General features: G+C 71.0%; 26 protein-coding genes. 15 read left to right on the forward strand and 11 right to left on the reverse strand.

What is annotated here, in order from left to right:
• Positions 1 to 31: 31 nt before the first annotated feature.
• Complete coding sequence (locus O7620_RS30640; protein WP_278126614.1) at positions 32 to 580, reverse strand: recombinase family protein; 549 nt, start codon at positions 578 to 580, stop codon at positions 32 to 34.
• Positions 581 to 1,147: 567 nt separating this feature from the next.
• On the opposite strand from O7620_RS30640, the gene O7620_RS30645 reads away from it, so the two are divergent.
• Positions 1,148 to 1,972 carry a site-specific integrase gene (locus O7620_RS30645; protein ID WP_278126617.1) on the forward strand — a complete coding sequence of 275 codons (825 nt, stop codon included), beginning with the start codon at positions 1,148 to 1,150 and terminating at the stop codon, positions 1,970 to 1,972.
• A 203-nt stretch (positions 1,973 to 2,175) separates the two neighbouring features.
• On the opposite strand, the gene O7620_RS30650 is transcribed toward O7620_RS30645, so the two are convergent.
• Positions 2,176 to 2,439, reverse strand: a complete 264-nt coding sequence (locus tag O7620_RS30650) for a hypothetical protein (protein WP_278126619.1) — start codon at positions 2,437 to 2,439, stop codon at positions 2,176 to 2,178.
• 1,319 nt (positions 2,440 to 3,758) lie between these two features.
• On the opposite strand from O7620_RS30650, the gene O7620_RS30655 reads away from it, so the two are divergent.
• Both O7620_RS30655 and O7620_RS30660 read left to right on the forward strand, forming a co-directional pair.
• On the forward strand, positions 3,759 to 4,106 hold the full coding sequence (locus tag O7620_RS30655; protein ID WP_278126621.1) for a hypothetical protein: 348 nt from the start codon (positions 3,759 to 3,761) through the stop codon (positions 4,104 to 4,106).
• A 145-nt stretch (positions 4,107 to 4,251) separates the two neighbouring features.
• Positions 4,252 to 4,740, forward strand: a complete 489-nt coding sequence (locus O7620_RS30660) for a hypothetical protein (RefSeq protein WP_278126622.1) — start codon at positions 4,252 to 4,254, stop codon at positions 4,738 to 4,740.
• 30 nt (positions 4,741 to 4,770) lie between these two features.
• Here O7620_RS30660 and O7620_RS30665 read toward each other — a convergent pair whose 3' ends face one another.
• The 3 genes from O7620_RS30665 to O7620_RS30675 form a co-directional block, all read right to left on the reverse strand.
• Positions 4,771 to 5,157 (reverse strand): hypothetical protein, encoded by a 387-nt coding sequence (locus O7620_RS30665; RefSeq protein WP_278126624.1) that lies wholly within the window; start codon positions 5,155 to 5,157, stop codon positions 4,771 to 4,773.
• Complete coding sequence (locus O7620_RS30670; protein WP_278126626.1) at positions 5,154 to 5,339, reverse strand: hypothetical protein; 186 nt, start codon at positions 5,337 to 5,339, stop codon at positions 5,154 to 5,156. The genes O7620_RS30665 and O7620_RS30670 overlap by 4 nt, the downstream gene beginning before the upstream one ends.
• Before the next feature lie 89 nt (positions 5,340 to 5,428).
• Complete coding sequence (locus O7620_RS30675; RefSeq protein ID WP_278126628.1) at positions 5,429 to 5,584, reverse strand: hypothetical protein; 156 nt, start codon at positions 5,582 to 5,584, stop codon at positions 5,429 to 5,431.
• 271 nt (positions 5,585 to 5,855) lie between these two features.
• Between O7620_RS30675 and O7620_RS30680 the strand changes: the two genes are divergently transcribed.
• Complete coding sequence (locus tag O7620_RS30680; protein WP_278121188.1) at positions 5,856 to 7,319, forward strand: NF041680 family putative transposase; 1,464 nt, start codon at positions 5,856 to 5,858, stop codon at positions 7,317 to 7,319.
• A 33-nt stretch (positions 7,320 to 7,352) separates the two neighbouring features.
• On the opposite strand, the gene O7620_RS30685 is transcribed toward O7620_RS30680, so the two are convergent.
• The 3 genes from O7620_RS30685 to O7620_RS30695 all read right to left on the reverse strand — a co-directional run bounded on the left by O7620_RS30685 (position 7,353) and on the right by O7620_RS30695 (position 12,446).
• Positions 7,353 to 8,246 carry an IS982 family transposase gene (locus O7620_RS30685; RefSeq protein WP_278125338.1) on the reverse strand — a complete coding sequence of 298 codons (894 nt, stop codon included), beginning with the start codon at positions 8,244 to 8,246 and terminating at the stop codon, positions 7,353 to 7,355.
• Between the two features lie 183 nt (positions 8,247 to 8,429).
• A complete protein-coding gene (locus tag O7620_RS30690; protein ID WP_088987811.1) occupies positions 8,430 to 8,615 on the reverse strand; it encodes a DUF6104 family protein in 186 nt (61 codons plus the stop codon).
• 108 nt (positions 8,616 to 8,723) lie between these two features.
• Complete coding sequence (locus O7620_RS30695) at positions 8,724 to 12,446, reverse strand: multifunctional oxoglutarate decarboxylase/oxoglutarate dehydrogenase thiamine pyrophosphate-binding subunit/dihydrolipoyllysine-residue succinyltransferase subunit (protein WP_278126630.1); 3,723 nt, start codon at positions 12,444 to 12,446, stop codon at positions 8,724 to 8,726.
• Between the two features lie 254 nt (positions 12,447 to 12,700).
• Between O7620_RS30695 and O7620_RS30700 the strand changes: the two genes are divergently transcribed.
• Together O7620_RS30700 and O7620_RS30705 are read left to right on the forward strand one after the other, a co-directional pair.
• Positions 12,701 to 13,039 carry a hypothetical protein gene (locus O7620_RS30700; RefSeq protein ID WP_278126631.1) on the forward strand — a complete coding sequence of 113 codons (339 nt, stop codon included), beginning with the start codon at positions 12,701 to 12,703 and terminating at the stop codon, positions 13,037 to 13,039.
• The gene (locus O7620_RS30705) at positions 13,036 to 13,440 is read left to right on the forward strand and encodes a hypothetical protein (protein WP_278126632.1); all 405 of its coding nucleotides are present in this window, start codon (positions 13,036 to 13,038) and stop codon (positions 13,438 to 13,440) included. Before O7620_RS30700 ends, O7620_RS30705 begins: the two co-directional genes overlap by 4 nt.
• Before the next feature lie 51 nt (positions 13,441 to 13,491).
• Here the strand turns inward: O7620_RS30705 and O7620_RS30710 are convergent, their stop codons facing one another.
• The 3 genes from O7620_RS30710 to O7620_RS30720 form a co-directional block, all read right to left on the reverse strand.
• Complete coding sequence (locus tag O7620_RS30710) at positions 13,492 to 14,313, reverse strand: ABC transporter permease (protein ID WP_151492810.1); 822 nt, start codon at positions 14,311 to 14,313, stop codon at positions 13,492 to 13,494.
• On the reverse strand, positions 14,310 to 15,245 hold the full coding sequence (locus O7620_RS30715; RefSeq protein WP_151492811.1) for an ABC transporter ATP-binding protein: 936 nt from the start codon (positions 15,243 to 15,245) through the stop codon (positions 14,310 to 14,312). The genes O7620_RS30710 and O7620_RS30715 overlap by 4 nt, the downstream gene beginning before the upstream one ends.
• A 140-nt stretch (positions 15,246 to 15,385) precedes the next feature.
• Entirely contained in the window at positions 15,386 to 16,033 is a 648-nt protein-coding gene (locus O7620_RS30720) for a hypothetical protein (RefSeq protein ID WP_278126633.1), read from the reverse strand.
• Between the two features lie 151 nt (positions 16,034 to 16,184).
• Here O7620_RS30720 and O7620_RS30725 point away from each other — a divergent pair, with 151 nt between their 5' ends.
• From O7620_RS30725 to O7620_RS30765, 9 genes are all read left to right on the forward strand, one after another.
• Positions 16,185 to 16,964, forward strand: coding sequence for a GNAT family N-acyltransferase (locus O7620_RS30725; RefSeq protein ID WP_278126634.1), 780 nt, complete (start codon positions 16,185 to 16,187; stop codon positions 16,962 to 16,964).
• Positions 16,961 to 17,899 (forward strand): lysophospholipid acyltransferase family protein, encoded by a 939-nt coding sequence (locus tag O7620_RS30730; RefSeq protein ID WP_278126636.1) that lies wholly within the window; start codon positions 16,961 to 16,963, stop codon positions 17,897 to 17,899. Before O7620_RS30725 ends, O7620_RS30730 begins: the two co-directional genes overlap by 4 nt.
• Before the next feature lie 448 nt (positions 17,900 to 18,347).
• Positions 18,348 to 19,172, forward strand: coding sequence for a DUF4097 family beta strand repeat-containing protein (locus O7620_RS30735; protein ID WP_151492214.1), 825 nt, complete (start codon positions 18,348 to 18,350; stop codon positions 19,170 to 19,172).
• Positions 19,169 to 19,777 (forward strand): PadR family transcriptional regulator, encoded by a 609-nt coding sequence (locus O7620_RS30740; RefSeq protein WP_278126637.1) that lies wholly within the window; start codon positions 19,169 to 19,171, stop codon positions 19,775 to 19,777. Before O7620_RS30735 ends, O7620_RS30740 begins: the two co-directional genes overlap by 4 nt.
• An 84-nt stretch (positions 19,778 to 19,861) precedes the next feature.
• Entirely contained in the window at positions 19,862 to 20,563 is a 702-nt protein-coding gene (locus O7620_RS30745) for a response regulator transcription factor (RefSeq protein ID WP_030336721.1), read from the forward strand.
• A complete protein-coding gene (locus O7620_RS30750; protein ID WP_278126641.1) occupies positions 20,560 to 22,116 on the forward strand; it encodes a HAMP domain-containing sensor histidine kinase in 1,557 nt (518 codons plus the stop codon). Before O7620_RS30745 ends, O7620_RS30750 begins: the two co-directional genes overlap by 4 nt.
• Positions 22,117 to 22,178: 62 nt before the next feature.
• A complete protein-coding gene (locus O7620_RS30755; RefSeq protein WP_278126643.1) occupies positions 22,179 to 23,738 on the forward strand; it encodes a trypsin-like peptidase domain-containing protein in 1,560 nt (519 codons plus the stop codon).
• Between the two features lie 173 nt (positions 23,739 to 23,911).
• Complete coding sequence (locus O7620_RS30760) at positions 23,912 to 24,571, forward strand: BON domain-containing protein (RefSeq protein WP_278126644.1); 660 nt, start codon at positions 23,912 to 23,914, stop codon at positions 24,569 to 24,571.
• A gap of 154 nt (positions 24,572 to 24,725) precedes the next feature.
• Positions 24,726 to 25,781, forward strand: a complete 1,056-nt coding sequence (locus O7620_RS30765; RefSeq protein WP_278127222.1) for a glycosyltransferase family 4 protein — start codon at positions 24,726 to 24,728, stop codon at positions 25,779 to 25,781.
• Positions 25,782 to 25,803 lie beyond the last annotated feature (22 nt).

Consider the following 25,803-nt stretch of genomic DNA (forward strand, 5'->3'; position numbering starts at 1 on the left):
CGACGGGCACAGCCGGACACCGTACGTGCCCTCACCACGCGCTCGCTGCCCCACCCCCAAGATCATCCTTAGCGTTAATTCCTGGACGGATCTTCCTCAACCCCGGAGGCGCTGACCGGCGAGCACGAGCTGCCGCACCCGGCTCGTCGCCGCGAGCGGCAACACGGCCCTTGAGGACCAACGGCGCTGGATCCGGCGCTAAGCCGTAATCGCCTGGTCGGGGGGGTTGTAGTGCCCGGTAGAGGGTGGAGCGGCCGACGCTGAGGTGTCTGGCGATGGCGGTGACGGATTCGCCGCGGGCTTGGCGTGCGCGGGCGATGGCGAGAATGTCGTCGGTGACGGTGGTGGGGCGTCCGCCGTGTCGGCCGGCGGCGGCTGCGGCGCGTAGTCCGTCGAGGGTGCGGTCGCGGATCAGTTCGCGTTCCATCTCGGCGGCGAGGGCGGCGACGGCGAACAGGAGCCGGTCGGCGAGGGTGGCGCCGCCGGGGCGGTGCACGCCGGCGCAGATGCCGGTGAGGATTTCCAGGGTGATGTTGCGGGCGTGGAGCTCGTCTTCGAGGAAGACGAGCAGTTCCTTCACTGAGCGGGCGCGACCCGGTCGGGGCGGTGGATGACGAGGGTGTCGCCGGGGCGCAGGGTGTCCAGGGCAGTGCGCAGTTTGGGACGGTCGCCGCGGGGTGCTCGCGGTTTCGATGATGATCTCGCGGCAGTGCGCGGCGTTGATGTCGTCGAGTTGGGAGTCGTGATCTTGCTCGCGGGGTGCTGACCCGGGCCCGCCCCGGATCTTGTAGAGACTTCCCCGCTTGGGAAGGATCGAGAGATGGCAGGAACGAAGCCGTATCCGCAGGAGCTGCGGGAGCGGGCGGTTCGTGTCGGGGAGCCCCTTGAGGCCGTCGCAGACCACGATGAGCCTCGAAGTCGTGCGGGAGATCCTGGTCGGGGTTGCGCCACTTGTCGGCGCCGACGACCCAAATCTCCTTGCAGCGCAGCTGCTCGCGCAGAGCCTGGAAGGTGCAGATCTCGTACACGCTGCGGACCACCCGCCGGCCGGCCTTACCAGCGTCCTTGTAGACCAGGGTGGTCCAATCGCCGAGCACGCCCTTGTGGCTGGGCACGATCTCCCCGGCCGGGTAATAGGGCCCCCACCGTGGGGGGTGTCGCTGGCGACGGCCTGGAGAAGCTGCTGCGGGAGTGGCTGGTCTCCTACGCCTCGCCGCACACCCGGGACGCCTACCAGCGGGACCTGCGGCACTGGCTGACCTTCCTCGCCGTTTCCGGCGTCGACCCGCTCACCGAGGCCCGCCGGGTGCATACCCACGCCTGGCTCCGCGCCCAGGAAGCCACCGGCCGCGCCTCCGCGGCGACCCGGGCCCGCCGCCTCGCCGCCGTGTCGGCGTTCTACTCCTGGCTGATCGCCGAGGACCGCACCGACCGGGCCAACCCTGCCGCCATCAACCCCAAGCAGAAGCCGAAGACCGACCCGACCCGGCCGAGCACTCCCGGGCTGTCCCGCGCCCAGGCCGAGGCGCTGCTCGCCGCCGCCGCCGCCGACACCGGCCCCCAGGCCGCCCGCACCGCCGCGATCGTCGCCCTGCTGCTCTATGGCGGGCTGCGCGTGGGAGAGCTCGTCGGCGCCGACGTCGAGCAGCTCGGCTACAACCGCAACCACCGTGTCCTGCGCTTCACCGCCAAGGGCGGCGGCCCGCACCTGGTCGCGTTGCCCGCCCCGGTCACCCGCCGCCTGGACGCCTACCTCGCCGGCCGGCCCGACCTTGCCGAGGCCCGGGTACCGGTGCCGGCCGGACAGGCCGGGGCCCGGCCGCGCCGGCCCCTGGTGGCCACGGCCAGCGGCGCCCGCGTCGACCGGGGCGCGGTGTGGCGGCTGCTGCGCCGCCTCGCCACCACGGCGAAGATCCCGGTGAAGATGAGCCCGCACGTGCTGCGCTACACCCTGTGCCACCCTGGCCCGTGACGCCGGCGCCCGCCTGGAAGACGTCCAGGAGCAACTCGGGCACGCCGACGCCCGCACCACCCGCCGCTACGACCACGGCGGTCAGCGCCTCGACCGGGCGCCGGCCTACACCCTCGCCGCGTACCTCACCGCCGCAGGCGACGAGCATTCCGCGGAATCAGCAGAGGGAGACCGGTAGCCCCGGCCGGAGCTACGGTCCGGGTCTACTGCGTGGGCGGGAGCATCCCCGTGAGGCGATCATGACGCTGGACGACCTCCTGGACCGCGGACTGCAGCGTCTCCAGCTGGAGGCGGAAGTCCCGCTCGGTCATCCCGTACTGGTCTTGCTCAATCGCGGTCAGGTGCAGCGTGGTGACGGTGCTCGCCACGTGCGCGGCCTCCGCCGCGAGAGACAGGAACGGGTGGTCCGGCTGCCCGGAATCTTTTAGGAGCTGCCCCAGCTCCCTCCAGGTCCTGGTGAGCCGCATCGCGGTGAGAAGCAGGAACGGGGTGGGGTCCTGGGTCGAACCGCTCTGCCTTCCACGTCACTAGACCTGATCATGCCTAACGGGACTTCTCCGAGCGTTGGTCCTCAAGGGCCGAATCGGTAGAGCCCCGAACCATGACTGGTCTGGGGCTCTACCGATTTCGCCAAATGGGGCGCATCTTGCGTATAGAGGGGTTCTTCCTACCCAAGCGCGGGGCCTACTACGCCAACTCGGCGCGGAGTATAGCCGCGCCTCTTCGCTATGCCCCCGCCCCTTAGCGCTGCCAGCCGCTAGACCTCTGCCTGTTGGTGCTTTGCCGTGTTCCGTATGGAGTTCCGTTTTCCGTTTGAGAATTACGGTGTGAGTCCGAGGTGGGGATTGGATTGACGCTACCCAACGCAGCTACACTTGGCAGCCGTGACGCAGCGGTATGGGCTGCTGACATCGACGCGGATGGGAATGGGGATGGCCGACCGGTACCCCTGAAGAAATCAGCAACCGGTACTCCCCGAGGATCAGGGACCGTACCCCTGAAGAAATCAGCAACCGGTACTCCCCGAGGATCAGGGACCGTACCCCTGAAGAAATCAGCAACCGGCACTCCCCGAGGATCAGGGACGGGGGCCAACGGTGACGTGGCGAGCGGCGTGGTAGCGGCAGGCGCCGCCTGCTGACTGATACTGGGGCGATCTGCTCTTGAGGGAATTATCGGGGGGGTTGATTTTGGCCTCTCCACAGGATGCGGCCGACTTCTTCTTGATCCTTTGACCGTGTTTGGGTCAAACAGATTTAGGTACCATTCCTTGCTGGGATGAATGTATCCCGTTTCAGGGTTGACCTTAAAGCGAATATGCCACTTGTTCAAAAATTCCCTGAAGTTACCATACAGGTCAGGGTTACCGTTAGCGGTGGTACTGAGTAGTGTCATCGAAAGGACATCCTCACGGCTGTCCTTTTCCGAAAGGCCCTGCGGACGGGGAAAATGCCCGTTTTTTTCTCGAAACTTGCTAATCTCTACAAGCTTTGCATCAAAATGTCGCTGCCCTCTCGCTTGCTTATCCTGTTGCTTCGCTTTTCTTCGTTCCATCAATTTTTGATTTTCCGGCATTCTTTTCCCTTCTTCGGCCTGAGGGGCAATTCCAACCCGCCCTTCGCCTTTTGCTCAAGCAGCGCTGGAACGATGCCTCCGCGATGAAACGCACCCTTTCATCTTGAGCAGATGAGCCATACGGTGGAAACGGTCCCTGGATCGCCTCCGAGCGGGGCGCAGCCGCAGTGCCCAACAGTTCAACGGATCATGCCCAAGCACAGGTTCACGGGTGGGGACCGGTCCGGCCGTCACGCTGCGCGCCGCTGCCGGCCGCCTGACGCAGCACCCCGGCAAGATCGGCTACCTGGTTCGTAGCACGATCCGTGCCGCTGCCCGGCACCTCACCGGCAGCCCTCGCTGCTACGACCTCGCCGACGCGACCATCAGCGTGCTCGGGGACCACCTCACCGAGCAGGCAGAGCCGGCGTTCCAGCAGATGGCCGCCGGGGAGCTGATCACTTGGTACGGCCAGTGCGCTCCCCTGCGCACCATCACCGTTGCCCTGTACGCCGCTGCGGCCCGATACGACGGCAGCGACTTCGACCCGACCGAGGACGTCGCCGCTCTCCCGGCGTAGACGCGAAGCGGGCCGACCCCGAACGTGGGTCGGCCCGCCGTCAACCTTCGCCCGTCCCCGAGCACCCCGCCGCTGGCCAGCGGTGCGCCTCGGTGATCACGGGCACCAGGCCGCCACCGGACCACAGCCATCGCGGGAGATCACCATGACCAGCAGCCCCCGGGCCGACGCCCGCACCATCCTCGCCACCGCCACCCCGGCCACTCACCGCCCTCTGCTGGCCTGGGCCGTCGGGATCACCGCGTGTGGGCACGCCATCGACCCCCTGACCTACTGGCGCACCCGAGATGCCAGCCGATTTGCCCCTGACTACACGGGACAGACGCTCCCCGCCGGCCGGATGCTCCGGCTCACCCGGGCACGGATCGAGATCACCGACGGAGACCTCCACCAACCGTTGCGGTTGGCCTGGACCGACCTGGGCGACGTGCTCGATAACGGCCGGGTCACCGACGAGCTGATCGGGCGCTGCGAACAGGCCGTCATCGCCTGGCGCGACCACCCGGGCGGATTCCGTGGTGCAGGCTGGACCGACGTCGTCGACGGCTGCTCCCAAGCCGGCCAGGCCGTGTGGACGGCGTGCCGGCCGGCCGACCCCGGTGAGCAGCTCGACCTGTTCGCCCTCACCCTCTGAGGGGTGGCCAGCGGCGCCGAGCCGTCGGAGTCAGATCGCGATGACCGGGCCGCCGCCGGCGATGCCGCCGTACAACCCAGGCTGGCCGGTCAGGACGTGACAGCCCAGGTCGATGGCGGCGAGCACCGCGCTGGCCGCATCGACCCGGCCCACGGTGTCGAGGGTGACCGCGAGAGCGCGCCAACTGTCCGGATCCGGACTGAGCACCTCAGCGGCGCGGTGGGCGACGAGCAGCGCCAGGCGGTCCTGGTCGGCGACGACCCGGGCCGCCTCGGCGAGACACAGCACCGGCAGACCGAACATGGAGCCCTCTTCGTCGGCGACCTCGGCGATGACCTCGCCGACGTCGATCGACTCGCGGCAGAACGCGATGATCGCGGAGGCGTCGAGGATGACCCTGACGGTCGGGTCGGTCACGCGGCGCGTGCCGGCAGGCCCAGCTGCTCGCGGGCCTCCGCCTCAAGCGCCGGCGTCCACCGGGCGCGGGCGTCGTCCAGGCGGCGACGGGCACGCGCCCGGCCTTCGTCGGTCACGACGATGCCGGCCGCAGCGAGCATCGCCGTGGTGTCGGTGGCGGTGTCCGGAACCTGGTCGGCCATCTCTACAGAATACCCCTGGCCAGGCCAGATACCCATGGCCAGACCAGCAGCAACCCAACGACATGGTGAGGCTGCCGTGTCAGGTGTAATCAGCGGCGAGCCTGATTGATCACCGCACCCGGTCTGGCGACCATCAGCGGAAGAACCCGGCAATGCCCGTCGATCCAGTCCCGGGTGACCGGGCACAACCAGCCGGCCACCTCGATCGCGGTAGCGCGTAGGTCGGCGACCGGCCGGTTGAACATGGGCTCGTGGTGAGCCATCCGATTGCGGGCCTCATGGAGTCGACCCACCGCGCTGTGCACCGCTCGACGGCGCTGACCAGGAAAAGCCCGGTGCAAGCACCCACGCCACAGCGTGGCGTCGTAGCGGGTGGCCAGGAGGAACCGCCAGAAGCCTAGACCTTGATCTTTAACCCTCTGAGGTCCTGCGGGGACCCCGAACGATCACGGAAGCAGCCCTTGGTTGATGATCTTCTTGTCTAGGGAAGAACATCAATAACCAAGGGCTGTTCTGGTGATCAGTGTGCATGACCGTGGTTCGGCTGATGCCGTTGGGGACCTGGACCGGTTCCGGCGGGAGTTCTACGACTGCTTGACCGCTCGGGCTGACGCGTTGTTCGACCTGACCGACGCGGTGTTGTGCGCCGACGGGCCGGTCCGGTCGCTGGTGGAGTTGTCGCTGGTGGGTGAGCACCGCCGGGGTCACGGGGCGTTGTATGACGCCCTCGCCTGCGGGAAGTTGGACATTGACCGGTTGCGCACCGCTCTCGCCGGGGTGCCGCTGCCCCGGGCAGCCGACGGCCGTCTCGTCCTGGCGGTGGACATCACCTGCTGGCTGCGGCCGGACGCGCACACCTCACCACAGCGGATCCTGTGTCACACCTACGGACGCGGCAAGGATCAGACCATCATGATCCCGGGCTGGCCGTATTCGATGGTCGTGGCCCTGGAGTCGGGCCGTAGTTCGTGGACCGCACCGTTGGACGCGGTGCGGCTGGCGCCTGGCGACGACGCGGCCACGGTCACCGCTGGGCAGCTGCGAGACATCGTGGGGCGTCTGATCGCGGCCGGGCAGTGGCAGGCTGGGGACGCGGAGATCCTGGTCGTGGCCGACGCCGGCTACGACGCGCCCCGACTGGCGTTCCTCCTGCGTGACCTGCCCGTGCAGGTCCTCGCGCGAATGCGATCGGATCGGGTGCTGCGTCGGGCAGTGCCGCCTCGGCGGCCGGGAACGGTCGGCCGTCCGCCCCGCCACGGCGGCGAGTTCGTCTTCGGTGATCTCGCCACCTGGGGTGAGCCGGACGCGGCCACTGTCGCCGACACCCGTCTCTACGGCACGGCGTGGGCCCGCGCCTGGGACCGGTTGCACCCTCGGTTGACCCACCGATCCGCCTGGACCGCCGCGGCTAAAGTACTGCCGGTCATCGAGGGGACCGTCATCCGCCTGGAAGTCGACCACCTACCCAGCGGCGCTACACCGAAGCCGGTGTGGCTGTGGTGGTCCGGCGTCGACGCCACCTCGGATGACGTGAACCTGCTCTGGCAGACGTTCCTACGCCGCTTCGACATCGAACACACGTTCCGCCTGTTCAAACAGACCCTCGGCTGGACCTGCCCGAAGATCCGCACCCCGCAAGCCGCCGACCTATGGACCTGGCTGATCCTCGCCGCCCACACCCAGCTCCGTCTGGCCCGCGCCCTCGCCGCCGACCTGCGCCGCCCCTGGGAGCAACCCGCACCACCGCAGCGCCTGTCACCCGCCCGCGTCCGCCGAGGGTTTCGGCACCTCCGCGCGAAGGCGACCTGCCCGGCCGGTGCACCCAAACCCGCCCGGCCAGGCCCGGGGCGACCACCCGGCCGCCGCAACACCCACCCCACCCCGCGATACGACGTCCACATCGCGACCACCACGAACGCCAAAACATCGGCCACAAAGAAGACGAAGACTGTCAATCCCCGGCCACGCCGCACAGGTTAAAGATCAAGCTAGACGAGTTGTTCCGAATTCCGGTTAGTGGTCGTAGGCGATCAGTGACCGGGTGACGGGCGCGCTGGTCTTGTTGTTGTGCCAGATCGCCGCTGTCATGGCAAGCAGGCGTTGGGCGACACGGACGGCCACACCGGCGAAGGTCCGTCCGCCGTGTTGTTCCAGGTCAAGCTGGCCCTTGAGGGTGTCGTTCACCGACTCGATCAGTTGTCGGACCTTCTTGAGCATCGGCTCGCCGTAGCGGGTCTTCTCCTTCTTGCGGGACGGGCGCAGTAGTTCGATGCCCTGTTCGGCCAACTGCCGCTCGAACGGCGTGGAGGCGAATCCCTTGTCGCTGATCAGCAGGATCCCGTCGTGCTCGGCCACCACGGCGGCCTCGACGTCGAGCATCGCGGCGAGGACCTCTCGCTCGCCGATCTTCGGGTTCGCCAGGGCCCACAGGATCGGCATCCCGGTCGGGGTGCAGACCAGGTAGAGCCGGAGGCCCCAGAAGAAGCGGGAATGGGAGGCGCAGTAGCCGTATCCGGCCCAGCCGGCCAGGTCCGAACGCTGCGCCGTCGGGCGCGACATGCCGCAGGGTATCGGGGTGGAATCGACGATCCAGTGGTTGTCGAACCAGAAGTCACTGTCGCGCGCCAGGTCCCGGATCACCTTCTTGACCAGCGGAAGCGCCGCACGGAGCCGCTTGTTGTAGCCCGGCCGCTGCGGCAGGTAGGCAAACATGCCGGCGAGATGAATACGGGCGTAGCGGATCCAATGCGCTTCCGAGCGGGCGCCGAGCAGGACCTGCGCCACCGCGAGGCATACCAGTTCGGAGTCGGTCAACAGCGGCGGCCGGCCCCGCCACCGGGGCGTGCGGATGCTGTCGTCGATCTTCACGTACAGTGCGGTCAAGAGGGTATCCAGGTCTTGCGTCACAACATGATCTTGGATGCCCTCTCTTCATGCCCAGACATCGACCCCTGACTTCGGAACTACTCGTCTAGAAGATCGCGAGACCCCCCACCCGGGCCCTCCGACCCTCCCGCCTCGGTGATCAAGAGGTTTGCGTCACGATCGGGGCCGCTGGTGACGCAAACCTCTTGATCACCACCGGGGGGTTCAGGCGTCGTCGTCGTCGGGGTCGTCCAGGCGGGCCAGGTAGGTGGCCAGGCGTTCGATGGGGGTTTCGAAGTCGGGGTTGAGGTCGACGAAGTCGCGCAGGCGCTCACCCAGCCACTCCAGGGTCACCTGCTCGTCGCCCCGGCGCTCGACCAGCTCCTCGATGCCACGGTCGGTGAAGTACACGGCGTACGTCCTCATGCGTCGGCCCGGCGCGGGCCGGGCGGTTGGACCGACGGAGCGGGGCAGGACCGTCGTGAACGGCCCTGCCCCGGCTCTCGCGGTGCGATCAGGTCACGGGCGGGGGAGAGCCGCCTCGATCAGCGCGGTCTGCTCGACCTCGTGGGTCTTGGCCGAGCCGACCGCCGGGGCGGCCGCCGCCGGGCGGGAGATCCGCCGCAGCCGGACGTCCGTGAGGTGCTCCAGCAGGTTGAGCGCGACGAACGACCAGGCGCCCTGGTTGGCCGGCTCCTCCTGGACCCAGGCGAAGTCCTCCGCGTTCGGGAACTGCGCCAGGGCGGCCCGGATCTCCTCCACCGGCAGCGGGTACAGCTGCTCGATCCGGATGATCGCCGTGTCGGTGACGCCGCGCTCCTGCCGGGCCTGGAACAGGTCGTAGTAGACCTTGCCGGAGCAGAGCAGCACCCGCGTCACGGCCTCCGGTGCCGGTGCGGCCGTGTCGCGCAGCACCGGCTGGAAGGTGCCGGTGGTGAAGTCCTCCACCGGGGAGACACAGAGCTTGTGCCGCAGCAGCGACTTCGGCGTGAACACCACCAGCGGCTTGCGCTTGGGCGACAGGGCCTGGCGGCGCAGCAGGTGGAAGTAGTTCGCCGGGGTCGTCGGGATGGACACCCGCATGTTGTCCTCGGCGCACATCTGCAGGAACCGCTCCGGCCGGCCGGACGTGTGGTCCGGACCCTGGCCCTCGTGGCCGTGCGGCAGCAGCAGGGTGACCGCGGAGCGCTGACCCCACTTCACCTCGCCCGACGAGATGAACTCGTCGATCACCGACTGGGCGCCGTTGACGAAGTCGCCGAACTGGGCCTCCCAGGCGACCAGGGCGTTGATGTTCTCCACCGAGTAGCCGTACTCGAAGCCCATCGCGGCGTACTCGCTGAGCAGCGAGTCGTGCACGAAGAACCGGGAGCGCTCGCCATCGCCGGTGAGCGACTTCAACGGCAGGTAGTCCTCGCCGGTGCGGGAGTCGACCACCGAGGCGTGCCGCTGGACGAACGTACCGCGACGCGAATCCTGCCCGGCGAGCCGGACGGTGACCCCGTCGTGCAGCAGCGCGCCCAGCGCGATGATCTCGCCGAAGCCCCAGTCGATGTTGCCCTCGACGGACATCTTGGCCCGCCGGTCGAGCAGCTGCTGGATCCGCTTGTGCGGGGTGAAGCCCTCCGGCAGGTTGATGTGCGCCTCGCCGATCGCCTTCACGACGGCGGCGTCGGTGGCGGTGTCGACCTGCGGCTCCGGCTCCTCCTCGCGGCGCGGCCGGTTGAGCTGGCGCGGCGCGGCGGCGGCGTCCCGGGTGGCCTTGAAGACCTTCTCCAGCTGCGACTGGTAGTCGCGCAGCAGCTCCTCCGCGTCCTCCACGGTGATGTCGCCGCGACCGATCAGCTCCTCGGTGTAGAGCTTGCGCACCGAACGCTTCGAGTCAATGATCTTGTACATCTGGGGGTTGGACATCGACGGGTCGTCGCCCTCGTTGTGCCCGCGCCGGCGGTAGCAGACCATGTCGATCACGACGTCCTTGTTGAACGCCTGCCGGTACTCGAAGGCCAGCCGGGCCACCCGGACCACGGCCTCCGGGTCGTCGCCGTTGACGTGGAAGATCGGCGCCTGGATCATCCGGGCCACGTCGGTGCTGTAGAGACTGGACCGGCTGTACTCCGGGGCGGTGGTGAAGCCGACCTGGTTGTTGACCACCACGTGCACGGTGCCACCGGTGCGGTAACCGCGCAGCTGCGACAGGTTGAGGGTCTCGGCGACCACGCCCTGCCCGGCGAACGCGGCGTCACCGTGCACCGCCAGCGGCAGCACGGTGTAACCCTCCAGCTTGAGGTCGATCCGGTCCTGCTTGGCCCGGACGATGCCCTCCAGCACCGGGTCGACGGCCTCCAGGTGCGACGGGTTCGCCACCAGCGACACCTTGACGTTGTGCTCGCCGTCCGGGGTGGTGAACTTGCCGTTCTGGCCCAGGTGGTACTTCACGTCGCCGGAGCCCTGCGTCGAGCGCGGGTCCAGGTGACCCTCGAACTCGGAGAAGATCTTCTCGTACGGCTTGCCGACAATGTTGGCGAGCACGTTGAGCCGACCCCGGTGCGCCATGCCGATGACGACCTCGTCCAGCCCGCTCTCGGCGGAGGACTCCAGCACCTCGCCGAGCAGCGGGATCAGCGATTCGCCGCCCTCCAGCGAGAAGCGCTTCTGGCCGACGTACTTGGTCTGCAGGAAGGTCTCGAACGCCTCGGCGGCGTTGAGGCGGTTGAGCACGTGCTTCTGCTCGTCGGCGGACGGCTTCTCGTACTTGCGCTCGATCCGTTCCTGGATCCAGCGCCGCTCCTCCGGGTCCTGGATGTGCATGTACTCGATGCCCACCCGGCGGCAGTACGAGTCGCGCAGCACGCCCAGGATCTCGCGCAGCTTCATCCGCTGGCGGCCGGCGAAGCCGTTCACCGGGAACTCGCGGTCCAGGTCCCACAGGGTCAGCCCGTGCTGGAGGACGTCCAGGTCGGGGTGCTTGCGGATGGTGAATTCCAGCGGGTCGGTGTCGGCCATCAGGTGGCCGCGCACCCGGTACGCGTGGATCAGTTCGTGCACCCGGGCGGTCTTGTTGATCTGACCCTCGGAGTTGACCGCCACGTCGCGGACCCAGCGCACCGGCTCGTACGGGATGCGCAGCGAGGTGAAGATCTGGTCGTAGAAGCCGTGCTCGCCCAGGATCAGCTCGTGCATGACCTTGAGGAACTCGCCGGACTGCGCGCCCTGGATGATCCGGTGGTCGTACGTGCTGGTCAGCGTGATGATCTTGCTGACCGCCAGCTCGGCGAGGGTGGCCTCGGACATGCCCTGGTAGGGGGCCGGGTACTCCATCGCGCCGACACCGATGATCGCGCTCTGCCCCTGCATGAGCCGCGGCATCGAGTGCACGGTGCCGATGCCGCCCGGGTTGGTCAGCGAGATCGTGGTGCCGGAGTAGTCCTCCATGGTCAGCTCGTTGCGCCGCGCCCGCCGGACCACGTCCTCGTACGCCTGCCAGAACTGCCGGAAGTCCATCTGCTCGCAACCCTTGATGGAGGGGACCACCAGGTTGCGGGTGCCGTCCGGCTTGGCCAGGTCGATCGCGATGCCGAGGTTGACGTGCGCCGGGCGGACCACCGCCGGCTTGCCGTTGGCCTCCGCGTAGGAGTTGTTCATCTCGGGGTGCTGGACCAGCGCCCGCACCATCGCGTAGCCGACCAGGTGGGTGAAGCTGACCTTGCCACCTCGCCCGCGGGCGAGGTGGTTGTTGATCACGATGCGGTTGTCGACCAGCAGCTTCGCCGGGACCGCGCGGACGCTGGTCGCGGTGGGCACGCTCAGCGAGGCGTCCATGTTCTGGACGATCTTCGCGGCGACGCCACGCAGCGGCGTGGTCTGCGGACCGTCAGCGGTCGGGGCGGCGGCCTTGGCGGCCGGCTTGGCGGTCTTCTCCGGCGCGGCCTTCGTCGGTGCGGACGCGGCGGCCGGCTTGGCCGGGGCGGCGGGCTGTGCGGCGGCGGCCGGCTGGCTGACCGTGGCGGCCGCCTCCGGCTGGCCGTCCGGCTCGGGCGCGGCGGCCGGCTTGCCCGACGCCTCAGCGGCGCGCGGTGTGCCGGCGCCCGGTGCCGGTCGATAGTCGGCGAAGAAGTCGTGCCAGGCCGAATCGACGCTCGTTGGGTCGGCGAGGTACCGCTGGTACATCTCCTCGACGATCCACTCGTTCGGGCCGAAACCCGCCAGTGGGTTCTCCTGCGAAGTCTGCTGGGTCGACACGGCCGGTAATCGCCTCTTTCACGCGGGTTGTGTGTCACGCGGTGTCCGTCGCGTCCAGTAAAGGACCACGGACAGGACGACTCCCAGGCTACGCCGTACGGATCCCGCAGGCATTTCCGCCTCGGTCGGGTGGCCGGTTTCACAGAAGATGCCAGAAGTTCAGCAACCCCTGCGTGGTCGGCCACCGGCTGGTAGGGCGGGACTGAGTACGGGTGCGGATGTCCGAAGCACGGCCGTGCGTGAGGATCGGGCCCATGGATCGCCAGGGGGTACGGGGGCGCTACGGCCGAAGTATGGCGGTGGCGGCCGGCTGGTACGTCACCGTCATCGCGGCCGTGGCGGTGGGCACGACGAGCGTGCCGAGCGCGTCGCAGACCGACTGCTCGGCCTGGTTCAGCTGCCTGTCGCCGGCGGAGTCGCTGGCACTGGTGGGCCTGGTCTGGGGCGGCCCGGTGCTCGTCGGGCTGCTGATCGTGACGGCGCTGGTCAGCGCGCTGGTCGTCCGCCTGATCCCCTCGGCGGTGCTCGCCGGCACCGCGTCCGCGGCGGTCAGCATCGTGACGTGCGCCGCCGCGTACCTGGTGACCACATGAAGCGGACCGGCCTCGGATGGCTCTTCTTCGCCTGGCTGTATGGGGTGCCGTTCCTGCTGGTGGTGGGCCTGATCCGGCGGACGGCCGCGCCGTACACGCCGACCCTCGGCGAGGCGCGGGCGTTCGGCGCGACCACGGACGCCGTGCTGATCGCCGGGCTCGTGCTCAACGTGCTGCCGGTACTCGGACTGTGGCTCGCCGGCCTGGCCGGTGAGGAGAGCTGGCGCCGGCACTTCCGGTGGGCGGTCGGCGGGATGGTGCTGGTCTACCTGGTGGTCGTCCTCGTCAGCCGCGCGGCCACCGGGCTCCTGATCGGCCACACTCCCGCCGACCAGGAGCCCGGCCCGGCGATCACGCAGTGCATCCCGCGCAGCGGCGGCCGAGGCTGCCCGGGCGGGTGACCCGACGGACCGGGGTGGCGGCCGTGCCGCCGCCACCCCGGGACCTGTCGGTCAGGAGATGTCGCGCCGACGCAGCAGCAAGCTGCCGGCCACGCCGGTGACCACCGCGTACCCGATCAGCACGGCGGCGCCGGCCCAGCGCGGCGGGTTGCCGGGAATCTCCGTCCCGGTGACCATCAGCGACGAGGCCAGCGACGGCACCAGCAGTTGCAGGTTGTTGATCCAGTCACCCCACCGGTTGGCCAGGATGCTGATCACCAGGATGGCGCCGATCGAGCCGCCCAGGTAGAGCAGGATGCCGGTCACGGTGGCGCCGATCTGGCTGCGGATCAGCACGCCGATGCCGACGCCGAACACCGCCCAGAGCAGGTACGCGAGCAGGTTCAACCCGATCGCCCGCCAGGCCGCGTCGTTGCCCAGTTGCGACTCCACCCCGACCGCGTTCAGCACCGCCGACCCGGCGATCAGGTTGAACACGGTGGTGACCAGCCAGAACAGAAACGCCAGCACGCCCGCCGCGACCAGCTTGGCGATCATCACCGCGGTGCGGTGCGGTGCGGTGAGGAACGTGGTGGTGACCGTCTGGTGGAAGAACTCGCTGGTCACCACGATGATGCCGAGCAGCATGATGATGAGCAGGCCGAAGAACTGCCCGGTGGTGAACAGGTTCGACGAGAGCGCGTCGGGGGTGGCCGCGGCCTCGAACTGGGCGGCCTGGTCGCCCACCTCGGCGGGGTTGGTGCTGGTGAGGGCATCGGCCTGCAACCAGTTGATGAGCAGCGTGAGCGCCCACAGCGGCAGGCTGATCAGCGCGAAGACCCACCAGGTGTTGGTCGTACGGATCTTGAGCAGCTCGGATCGGACCAGGTTCATCGAATGCCCGCCTTTCCGGCCGTCAGCTCCAGGAAGACCCGTTCCAGATCGGGCCGTTCGGTGGTCAGTTCGTGCAGCTCGACGCCGGCGGCCAGGGCGGCCCGGCCGATCGTCGGGGCGTCCACCCCGGAGACCAGCAGGACGCCGTGCTCGTCGGTGGTGACGGTGGCCGACTGCGCCTTCAGCGCGGTGGTCAGCGCCTCGGCCTGCGGAGTGCGGACCCGCACCTGGGCGCCCTGCGCCATCGACCCGAGGACCTGCTCGACGGGACCCTGCCGGACCAGCTGCCCGGCCGCGATGATCACCACGTCGTCGGCGAGCAACTGCATCTCCGACAGCAGGTGGCTGGAGACCAGCACGGTGCGGCCCTCGTGGGCGAGGTTCTTGAGGAACCCGCGCATCCACCGGATGCCCTCCGGGTCGAGGCCGTTGGCCGGCTCGTCGAGGATCAGCACCCGCGGGTCACCGAGCATCGCGGCGGCGATACCGAGCCGCTGCTTCATGCCCAGCGAGTAGCCCTTGAACTTGCGCTTCGCCGCCGGGGTCAACCCGACCAGCTCCAGCACCTCGTCGGCCCGCGTCCTGGGCAGTCCGGCCGCCGCGCAGATCACCCGCAGGTGGTTGATGCCGGTGCGGCCCTTGTGCGCGCTGGACGCCTCCAGGATCGCGCCGACGTGCCGCAGCGGGTCGGCGAGGTCGGCGTACCGGTGGCCGCTGATGGTGGCCGTGCCGGCGGTCGGCGTGACCAGGTTCAGCAGCATCCGCAGCGTGGTCGTCTTGCCGGCGCCGTTCGGGCCGAGGAAGCCGGTCACCCGCCCCGGCGCGACGGTGAAGGACAGGTTGTTCACCGCCCGGACGTTCTTGTACTGCTTCGTCAGACCGGACACCACGATCTGACCGTCGCTGGTGGGGCTTCGCTGCCCGTCAGTCATCGTTCTCCTCCCGTGCGTGGCGTCGAGGTACGCCGTGGCACAGCGTGACGGTCCCGGGCAACAAGGTCAATCAGGCGCGGTCCGTACGGCGTGGTCCGTCTCCGGGCGGAGACACCTCATCCCCGCGGACGACATCGGGGTCAGCGGGCGATCCAGGTGGCCCGGGCCACGCCCAGCAGCGCGCCGTCCGGTCCGTACAGGCTGGTGTGCACCAACGCCTTGCGGCGGTCCACGCCGATCAGCGCACCGGTCACCACGCACTCGTCGCCCGGCGCCGGCCGCGCCGCGATCATCGCGGCGATCCGGCCGAGCAGGTACGGGCGGCCCGGCGCGAGCACCGTCCAGCCGCCGGGGCAGTCCAGTGCCGCCCAGAGGGTGGCGTCGCTGACCTGATCGGGTGCGCGCACCGGCGCGGCGGTCCGGCCGTCCGGCAGCCGACCCGGGAAGATCCGCAGCCCGTCGGTCCGGTCCGGCCCGCACACGTAGCAACCCGGAAACGGATGCTCGACCAGGCCGGGGTAGCGGGCCGCCGCGGCGACCGCGGTGTCCAGGTCGACCGGGGGTACGACGGCATCGACCGTCTCGACGGGGCGTACCACGGCCACCAGCTCGCCGGCCGGATCGCGGACCTCGCCGCCGGTGAGGCTCAGCTCGGTGTCCAGCGGTGGCGGTCGGCGCAGCGTCACCTCGACCGGCCCGGTGCCACCGGCCGCGGCGGCGAAGACCCCCGCACTCCAGCCGCCGTTGCCGGAGCCGGGAGGCCCGTTGTAGCGGGACCCGATGAGCATCGTCGACCTCCGGTGGGGGCGTGCCGGCGCCGTCGCCGGTCCGTCCCGCAGCCTCGCACGGCCGACGTGGGACGCATCTGCCGGCCGGCGTTCATCCTGCCGACACCAGTGGTGCCCGTGGATGGCAACCCGAGGCACTTACACAGATCCCATGGCCGTTCTGCATGCCGCTGGCGCACCCCTGACGACCAGCGGATACACCCTGCTGATCGCCGACGACCCCACCCAGGTCGCGGCCGCGCAACGCCTGCGCCACGAGGTGTTCGCCACCGAACTCGGCGCCACCCTCCTGCCCGGTGCGGCCGGGCTGGACGTGGACCCCTTCGACGCACACTGCGACCACCTCATCGTCCGGGAGGACAGCACCGGCGAGGTAGTCGGCACGTACCGGCTGCTGCCGCCGGGCCGCACCGCCCGGCGGTACGCCGAGGACGAGTTCGACCTCGCCGCGCTCGACCCGCTCCGCGACGACCTCGTCGAGGCGGGACGGTCCTGCGTACACCCGGACCACCGCTCGGGCGCGGTCATCAACCTGATGTGGGCGGGCATCACCCGGTACCTGCACCTGCGCGGCTCCCGCTGGCTCGGCGGCTGCGCCTCGGTGCCGGTGGCCGACGGCGGTCGTACGGTCGCCGGGGTGTGGGCACAGGCGCAGGCCCGGCACCTGTCGCCGCCGCCGCTGCGGGTCCGCCCGTTGCGTCCCTGGTTCGCCGAGCCGGCCGCCGCCGTCGACGCGGCGACGGCGGGCGAGCCGGCCGGCCGCGTCGCCGTGCCGCCGCTGCTGCGTGGCTACCTGCGGCTCGGCGCGTGGATCTGCGGCGAACCGTCGTACGACCCCGACTTCGGGTGCGCGGACTTCTACGTGCTCTTCTCCCTGGATCGGATGAACCCGCGCTACCTGCGGCACTTCCTGGGCGAGGCGGAGCAGTGACCGCCGTTGCGCACGACCTGTGGCGGCCCTCCTCCGGATGCGACGAGGAGTGCCTGCCGGCGGCCGGCGAGGTGCCCACCGTGCCGGTGGCCCGCCGGGTGCTCCGGCTGGTCGCGGCGGCCGGCATGCTGCTGGCCGGTGTCGGTCTGGTGGTGCTGCTGCCCGTACTCCCGTCCCAGGAGCGGCAGGCGGCGATGCGCGGCTGGGCGCGGGGCACCGCGCGGGCGTTCGGCGTCCGCCTGGTGATCCGGGGACGGCTGCCCCGCCGGCGGGCGCTGCTGGTCGCCAACCACGTGTCGTGGCTGGACATCCTCGCGGTACTGGCGGTGGCACCGACCCGGATGGTGGCGAAGCGGGAGGTCCGATCCTGGCCGGTGGTCGGCATGCTGGCCGCCGCGGCGGGCACGGTCTTCGTGGACCGGTCACGGCCACGGGACCTGCCGGCCACCGTGCGCCGGCTCGCCGACGCGCTGCGCGCCGGCCGGTCGGTGGCGGTGTTCCCGGAGGGTACGACCTGGTGTGCGGGTGACGGTGCGGCCGACTGCCGCCCCAGCGGAGGGTTCCGTCCCGCGATGTTCCATGCGGCCATCGACGCGGGCAGCCCGGTGGTGCCGCTGCGGTTGGGCTACCGGTGCGAGGTCACCGGCTCGCCGACCACGGCGGCGGCCTTCCTCGGGGCGGACACCCTGCTGCGTTCGGTTGCCCGGGTGGTCTCGGCACGGGAGCTGGTGGTCTCGGTGACGATCGCCGGCGCACTGCACCCGGCCCGCGACGCCGACCGGCGGTTGCTGGCCCGGGCTGCCGAGTCGGCCGTACACCTGGTGCCCGCGGCGGGTGCCGCCACGCGGACCCGGCTGCGGCCGGTGCCCACCCTGCCACCGGCCGTCACGGCGCTGCCGCCGGCCATCGGCCAGGACCTCGACCTGGCGGCCTGAGGAGCCCGCCCCGCCCCCGGCGCGCCGCGTCCGCCCCCGGCGCGCCGCGTCCGCCCCCGGCGCGCCGCGTCCGCCCCCGTCGCGCCGCGCCCGCCCCCGTCGCGTCGCGCCGCGCCGCACGCCCCACGCCCCACGCCCCACGCCCCACGCCAAGATCGTGCTCGATCCAGGATGTAGTGGCCTCGGGGGCGCGGGATGCCACTACATCCAGGATCGAGCACGATCTTGGTGGCGCGGGCAGGCCCGCGGCCCGCGGCCCGCGGCCCGCGGCCCGCGGCCCGCGGCCCGCGGCCCGCGGCCCGCGGCCCGCGGCCCGCAGCTCCGCGCTCCCTCGGGACGTCGGTGGGCAGCGGGTCGACAACTCGCGACAGTCTTGTGTGTCGCGATGTATCGCGTTAGTGTCTTCTCGTTGGGCGCGCCGTCGGCGCGTCGTCGAGGGGAGGACGCCATGGCCGGTTGGACGGTCGAGAGCCCGCAGCGGCTCACCATGGACGGTCCGGTCATCCGGCTGGACGTTCAACTCGTCAGTGGACGGCTCAACGTGGTCGCCACCGACGGCCCGACCCGGATCGACGTCACCCAGGTCGGTCGCCGGCCGGTCCTGATCGACCACTCCGACGGCCGGCTCAGCATCCGGCAGGAGCGCGGACGGGGCTGGTCGGACGTCATGCGATGGTTCCGGATGATCCACCGCTATCCGCGGGTGGACGTCTCCGTCGCCGTGCCGGCCGACGTCCTCGCCGATCTGGGCCTGGTCGCGGGCTCGCTGGTCGCCTCCGGCCTGCGCCGGCAGACCACGGTCCACGTCGTCGCCGGCCAGATCACCCTCATGGGCCTGCGCGGCAACACCTCCGCGAAGATCACCTCCGGGCCGGTGGAGGCACTCGGGGTCCGCGGCGACCTCGCCCTGGAGACCGTCTCCGGCGAGGTGATCCTCGCCGACAGCGCCGCCGAGCGGGTGCAGGCGCAGACCGTCTCCGGCGCCATCACCTGCGACCTGGACAACCCCCGGCGCAGCGAGATCCGGCTCAGCACCATCTCCGGCAGCATCACCGTCCGGGTCCGCGAGGACAGCGACCTCGCCGTCCGACTGAACACCGCGTCCGGCCGGATCACCAGTGGGTTCCCGCAGGTGCGCGGTTCGCGGTTCCCGACGCCGAGCAGTGAGGGGGTGCTCGGCGCCGGTGAAGGTAAGCTCTGGGCCTCCGCGACGTCGGGAAGCATCGCCCTGCTGGCCCGAGCAGTCGACGACGATTCCGAGGAGCTGCCGTGACCGCCGTGTTCAGCCACGGGCGGCTCCGGCTCTACCTGCTCAAGCTCCTCGACGACGGGCCCAAGCACGGCTACGAGCTGATCCGCCTGCTGGAGGACCGGTTCCTCGGGCTCTACGCGCCCAGCGCCGGCACCATCTACCCCCGGCTGCAACGGCTGGAGGCCGAGGGGCTGGTCAGCCACACCGCGGCCGGCGGCCGCAAGACGTACGACATCACCGACGCCGGCCGTGCCGAGCTGCGGCAGCGGGCCGACGAGTTGGCCGCGCTGGAGGCGGACATCGCCGCCTCGGTGGCGGACCTGTCGACCCTGGCCGGCGAGATCCGCAGCGAGGTACGCGGTTCGGTCCGCGACCTCAAGCGGGAGCTGACCGAGGCGACCCGGCAGACCCGGCGTACCCGGTGGGAGGCACCCCCGCCGCCCCGGCCGACGCCGGCCGACGGGCCGCGTGCCACTCTGCTCGACGACTTCGACCAGCGGCTGGTCGCGTTCACCGCCGAGGTCGGCCGGCTGGCGCGGTCCCGGCAGTTCAGCGACACCCAGCTGCGTACGGCGATCCGGCTGCTCGACGGAGCCCTGGACGGGTTGCGCCGACTGCTGCGCTGACGTCCCCGAGGCCGGTCGGCGACTCACAGGTTTTTTGCAGGAAGCGTCCAGCGCCGGCGCAGTGAGGTCACCGATGATGGGCACATGCCCGCTACCCAGACCGAGGCGCGACTTCTCGTCGTCGAGGACGACCCCAACATCCTCGAACTCCTCTCCGCGAGCCTGCGCTTCGCGGGCTTCGACGTGGCCACCGCGACCAGCGGCAGCGCGGCCCTGAACGCCGCCAAGGACCACCGGCCCGACCTGGTCGTGCTCGACGTGATGCTGCCGGACCTGGACGGCTTCGAGGTCATCCGGATGCTCCGCGAGGGCGGTACGCGTACCCCGGTGGTCTTTCTGACCGCCCGGGACGCCACCGACGACAAGATCCGCGGGCTGACCCTGGGTGGCGACGACTACGTCACCAAGCCGTTCAGCCTGGAGGAGCTGACCGCCCGGATCCGCGCCGTGCTGCGCCGCACCACCACCGGCGAGCAGGCTCCGTCCCGGCTCACGTTCGCGGACCTGGAGCTGGACGAGGAGACCCACGAGGTGCACCGGGCCGGGCAGCGGGTGCAGCTCTCGCCGACCGAGTTCAAGCTGCTGCGCTACCTGATGCTCAACGCCAACCGGGTGCTGTCCAAGGCGCAGATCCTCGATCACGTCTGGAACTACGACTTCCGGGGCGACGACAACATCGTCGAGTCCTACATCTCGTACCTGCGGCGCAAGGTCGACACCACCCAGCCCCGACTGATCCACACTCTCCGCGGCGTCGGGTACGTCCTGCGCAAGCCGGCGGCGTGAACGCGGTCCAGCAGGCAAAGGGCCGGGTGCGGGGCGTTCCGCTGCGGGTGAAGCTGGTCACCTCGGTGCTGGCCCTGGTCGCCATCGCGCTGCTGGTGATCAGCTCGCTGACCGCCTATCTACTGCGCAACTACCTGGAGGGCCAGGTCGACGGGCAGGTCAGGTCCACCGCCCAGGGCCTCGGCCAACTGCTCCCCAAGCTGCGCAGCCGTGAGGTCGGCGCGATACTGCCCAGCGACTATGTCGTCATCGTGGCCGACGAACAGCAGGTCTACGCGCCCAAGTACGACGACCGCCGTCTCAGCCTCGCCCAACTGCCCGCCTTCCCCACCAGCCGCGCCGGTTTCGAGGCGGAGGAGGGCGAGCCGCAGACCGTCCTGTCGCAGGACGGCCGCACCCGGTGGCGGGTCTACTACGCGGCCCAGCCGGACGGCTCCGTGCTGGCCGTCGGGCAGCCGCTGACCGACGTGGACCGGGCGGTGAAGCAGCTCGTCTGGATAGACCTCCTGGTCGGCGGCGCGGTGCTGATCATGTTGGCCTCGGTGGGCGCGGCGATCGTCCGGACCAGCCTCAAGCCCCTCGTCGAAATCGAACAGACCGCCGCCGCGATCGCCGGCGGCGACCTGACCCGCCGGGTGCCCGACCCCGAGGAGGGTCAGGAACACCCCACCTCGGAGCTGGGCCGGCTGTCGCGCGCGCTGAACGCGATGCTCACCCAGATCGAGGCGGCGTTCACGGCCCGAGCCGCCTCGGAGACCTCGGCGCGCTGGGCGGAGAGCGCCGCCCGGGATGCCGCGGCCGCCGCTCAGGCGTCCGAAGCGCGGGCCATCCGGTCGGAGGAGCGGATGCGGCAGTTCGTCGCGGACGCGTCGCACGAGCTGCGGACCCCGCTGACCACCATCCGCGGTTTCGCGGAGCTGTACCGCCAGGGTGCCGCGCGGGCCCCGGAGGAGACCGCCGGCCTGCTGCGCCGCATCGAGGACGAGGCGGCCCGGATGGGGCTGCTGGTGGAGGATCTGCTGCTGCTCGCCCGGCTGGACCGGGAACGGCCGCTCTCCCTGGCGCCGGTGGAGCTGCCGGTGCTCGCCTCCGACGCGGTGCACGCCGCCCGGGCGATGGCCCCGGACCGGCGGATCGACCTGGAGATCGAGCCCGGATCGGGACCGCTCCTGGTCTCCGCCGACGACGCGCGGCTGCGTCAGGTCATCGGCAATCTGGTGACCAACGCGCTCACCCACACCCCGCCGGACGCCGAGATCCGCCTGCGGCTCCGCGAGGAGAAGGGCAACCTCGCCGTGGTGGAGGTGGCCGACACCGGTCCGGGCCTTTCGCCGGACCAGGCGGAACGGGTCTTCGAACGGTTCTACCGGGCCGACGCGGCGCGTACCCGGCGGGCCGACGGCAACACCGGCACCGGGCTCGGCCTGGCCATCGTGGCGGCCCTGGTGGCCGCCCACCACGGCACCGTCGAGGTGGCCGAGACGCCCGGCGGCGGGGCCACCTTCCGGGTCCGGCTGCCCCTGCTGTCACCGGTCGAGGAGGCCGGCGAGTGACTTTCAGCCAACTTCCAGGGCGGTTCCAGCTTGATCGCAGTGCCGGGGGAGAAGGTAGTGACATGACCGAGTTCGAGTCCGACCCGCAGCGCCGGCCGGCCCCCACCGACGCCGAGCCGTCGCACCCCACCGCCGAGCTGCCGCGCGACGAGCGCGCGCAGTCCGACTCCCCGACCACTCCCGTTCCGGTTATCTCGACCACGGGTGACGCGCCGACCACCGCCGCCACCCCGGCCGTCCCCGCCGGCACCGCCGCGCCGACCACGGCGTACGCCGGCCAGCCGGCCTCCGGACAGCAGCCGACCGGGTACGAGCCGCCGACCGCCACTCCCTCCGCCCCGCCGTACCCGGTCTCCGGCCACCCGGCACCCGGCCAGCACGGCTACCCGCAGCCGACGGCCGGCCGGTATCCCGGCGCCCCCTGGTACGCGGGCCAGCAGCAGTCCGGCTGGGCCGGCGGGGGCCAGCCGGGCGTGGCCTACCCGCACCAGCAGCACGCGCAGCAGCCGGGGCAGCCGGTGCCGCCGTGGGGCCCGCAGGTCGCGCCGCCCGGCAGCGGCCCCCGGCCGGGCCGCATCGCCAAGTTCGCCGGCGCCGGTGTCGCCGTGTTCGCCCTGATGCTCGGCTCCGGCGTGGCCGGCGGAGCGCTCGCACTCGCGCTCGACGGGGACGGCGGCGGTGTCACCCGCACCTACTCGGCCGCCCCGGTGATCAACAGCGCGGACCTGCCGAAGATCGCCGCGGCCGTGCAGGACAGCGTCGTCTCGATCACCACCGACAGCGGTGAGGGCTCCGGGGTGGTGCTCAGCGCCGACGGGTACGTGCTCACCAACAACCACGTGGTGGCCTCCGCCGCCGGCGACACCGTCCGGGTGGTCTTCGCCGACGGCACGAGCGCCGAAGCGAAGATCATCGGTACCGACCCGAAGACCGACCTGGCCGTGGTCAAGGCCAACGGCGTGAGCAACCTCAAGCCGGCCAAGTTCGGTGACAGCGACGCCATGCAGGTCGGCGACCAGGTGCTCGCCCTGGGCAGCCCGCTCGGCCTGCAGGGTTCGGTGACCTCGGGCATCCTGAGCGCCCGGGACCGCACCATCCGGGCCGGCGAGGGTCAGCCGCAGGACCCGAGCCAGCAGAGCCAGGCCGTCAGCTCGATCTCCGGCCTGCTCCAGACCGACGCGCCGATCAACCCCGGCAACTCCGGCGGCGCGCTGGTCAACACCCGGGGCGAGGTGATCGGCGTGAACACCGCCATTGCCACCTCCGGGCAGAGCACCGGCAACATCGGTGTCGGGTTCGCCATCCCCAGCAACAAGGCCAAGGACGTCGCGGGCAAGCTCCAGCGCGGCGAGAAGGTCAGCCACCCGTCGCTCGGGGTGGGCGTCAACCAGGCCGAGGGCGGTGGCGCGCTCGTCGCGTCGGTCACCGCGGGCAGCGCCGCCGAGAAGGCCGGCCTGCAGCGGGGCGACGTCGTCACCAAGTTCGGCGACAAGACGATCAACGACTCGGACGATCTGGTCGGCGCGGTGCAGGCCGGCAAGGTCGGCGACAGGGTCGAGGTGCAGTACAAGCGCAACGGTGTCGAGAAGACGGCAACCGTGACGCTCGCCGAGACGTCCTAACCAACAACTGAACCTGCCTCCTCCCTCCGGCGGCGGGTGGCGGGGCCGAGGGGGTCGGCTCCGTCACCCGCCGCGCTTTTCCCTTCGACGGCGGTTCACCCGGATCGGGTGAACCGCCGTCACCCGTACACCCGGCAGGTTCGGTGCACGAGGCGAGACGGAGGTGGAGGCCGGTGGATGTCCGTGACGACCAGCGGATCCAGCGCGACGTCCTGGCCGAACTGGCGTGGGACGCGCGGCTGCGACCGAACGAGATCGGCGTGACCGTCGACCAGGGGGTGGTCACCCTGACCGGGTTCGTGGACAGCACCGCCCGCGGCTGGGCGGCGACCCGCTGCGCGCAGCGCGTGCGCGGGGTGCGGGCGGTGGCCGACGAGATCGAGGTGCGGCTGACGAGCACTCCGGGACGTACCGACGCCGAGATCGCCATCGCCGCCTCCCGCGCGCTGGAGTGGGACAGCTTCGTCCCCGCCGAACGGCTGGACGTGACCGTGGCCAACGGCTGGCTGATGCTGCGCGGTGAGGTCGAGTTCGGCTGGCAGCGCCGCGCCGCCGAGGGCGAGGTGCGTCGGTTGGCCGGGGTGCGGGGGATCACCAACCTGATCGAGGTACGCCCACCGCAGCCGCCCGTCGGCGAGCGGCTGCGCCACGACGTCGAGCGCGCGCTGCTGCGCACGATCGGCGCGGACCGGGTGACCGTGGAGGTGGACGGCGACACGCTGGTCCTCGCCGGAGTGGTCCGGTCGTGGTGGGAACGCGACCAGGTCGAGCGGGTGGCCTGGTCCGCCCCGGGGGTGCGGGTGGTCCACGACCAGCTCCTGGTCGGCGGGTGAGCGTCCGTCTTGTCCGGTTTACCGGAGACGCCACGGGGAAACCGCCGCGGACCACGCCGACCGGCGACACCGGACCGGGGATCAACGGGGAGGACTCGTGGCCGTGACCCACCCGCCTGCCGACCGCTCGGGCGAGCGGTCGTTGCGCATCGCGATGGTGGTCCCGCCCTGGTTGTCCGTACCGCCCCCCGGCTACGGCGGGCTGGAGCAGGTGGTCGCCGCGCTGGTGGACGCGTTGACCGGGCACGGGCACGCGGTGACCCTGTTCGGCGCCGGCGGCCAGCACGGCACCGCCGCCGCCGGTTTCGTCTCCACCGTTCCCGAGGTCCAGTACGAGCGGCTCGGCGAGTCGCTGCCGGAGCTCGCCCACCTGGCCCGGGTGAACCGGCTGATCACCGCGGCCGACTTCGACGTGATCCACGACCACACCACGATCGGTCCGCTGGTCGCCGGCCGCCGGGCCGTCCCGACGGTGGCGACCGTGCACGGCAACCCGGTGGGGGAGTACGGCGACGTGCTCGGCGACGCCGACCAGGAGGTGGCCCTGGTGGCCATCTCGCATGCCCAGCGCCGGTTGAACCCCGGCCTGCCCTGGGCCGGCACGGTGCACAACGCGCTGGACATCCGTGGCTTCCCGCGCAAGACCGAGCCCGGTGCCGGGCCGGTGTTGTGGCTGGCGCGGTTCAGCCCGGACAAGGGCCCGGACGTCGCCATCCGGGCGTGCCGGGAGGCCGGGCTGCCGCTGCTGCTGGCCGGCAAGTGCAACGAGCCCGCCGAACGCCGCTACTACGAGCAGGTCGTCGCGCCGCTGGTCGACGACGACGTGACCGTCATGCTCAACGCCGACCGCGCCGAGACCCTGCGGATGCTGGTCGACGCCCGCTGTCTGATCATGCCGATCCAGTGGGAGGAGCCGTTCGGCATGGTGATGCTGGAGGCGATGGCGACCGGTACCCCGGTGGTCGCCCTCGACCGGGGTGCCGTGCCGGAGCTGGTCCGGCCCGGGGTGACCGGGCTGGTGTGCGACCGTCCGGACGACCTTTCGGCGGCCCTGGTGGCGGCGCAGCGGCTCGACCCGGAGGACTGCGTGGCGCACGTCGCGGAGAACTTCTCGGTCGAGCGGATGGCCTTCGGCTACGAGGAGGTCTACCGGCGCTTCGCCGCGAGCCGGTACGCGATCCGCGCACCGGCCCGGGCACCGGCCCGCTGACCCACCCGGGTGCCGGCCGCCG

This window comes from Micromonospora sp. WMMD710, from assembly GCF_029626045.1.
Lineage (GTDB): Bacteria > Actinomycetota > Actinomycetes > Mycobacteriales > Micromonosporaceae > Micromonospora.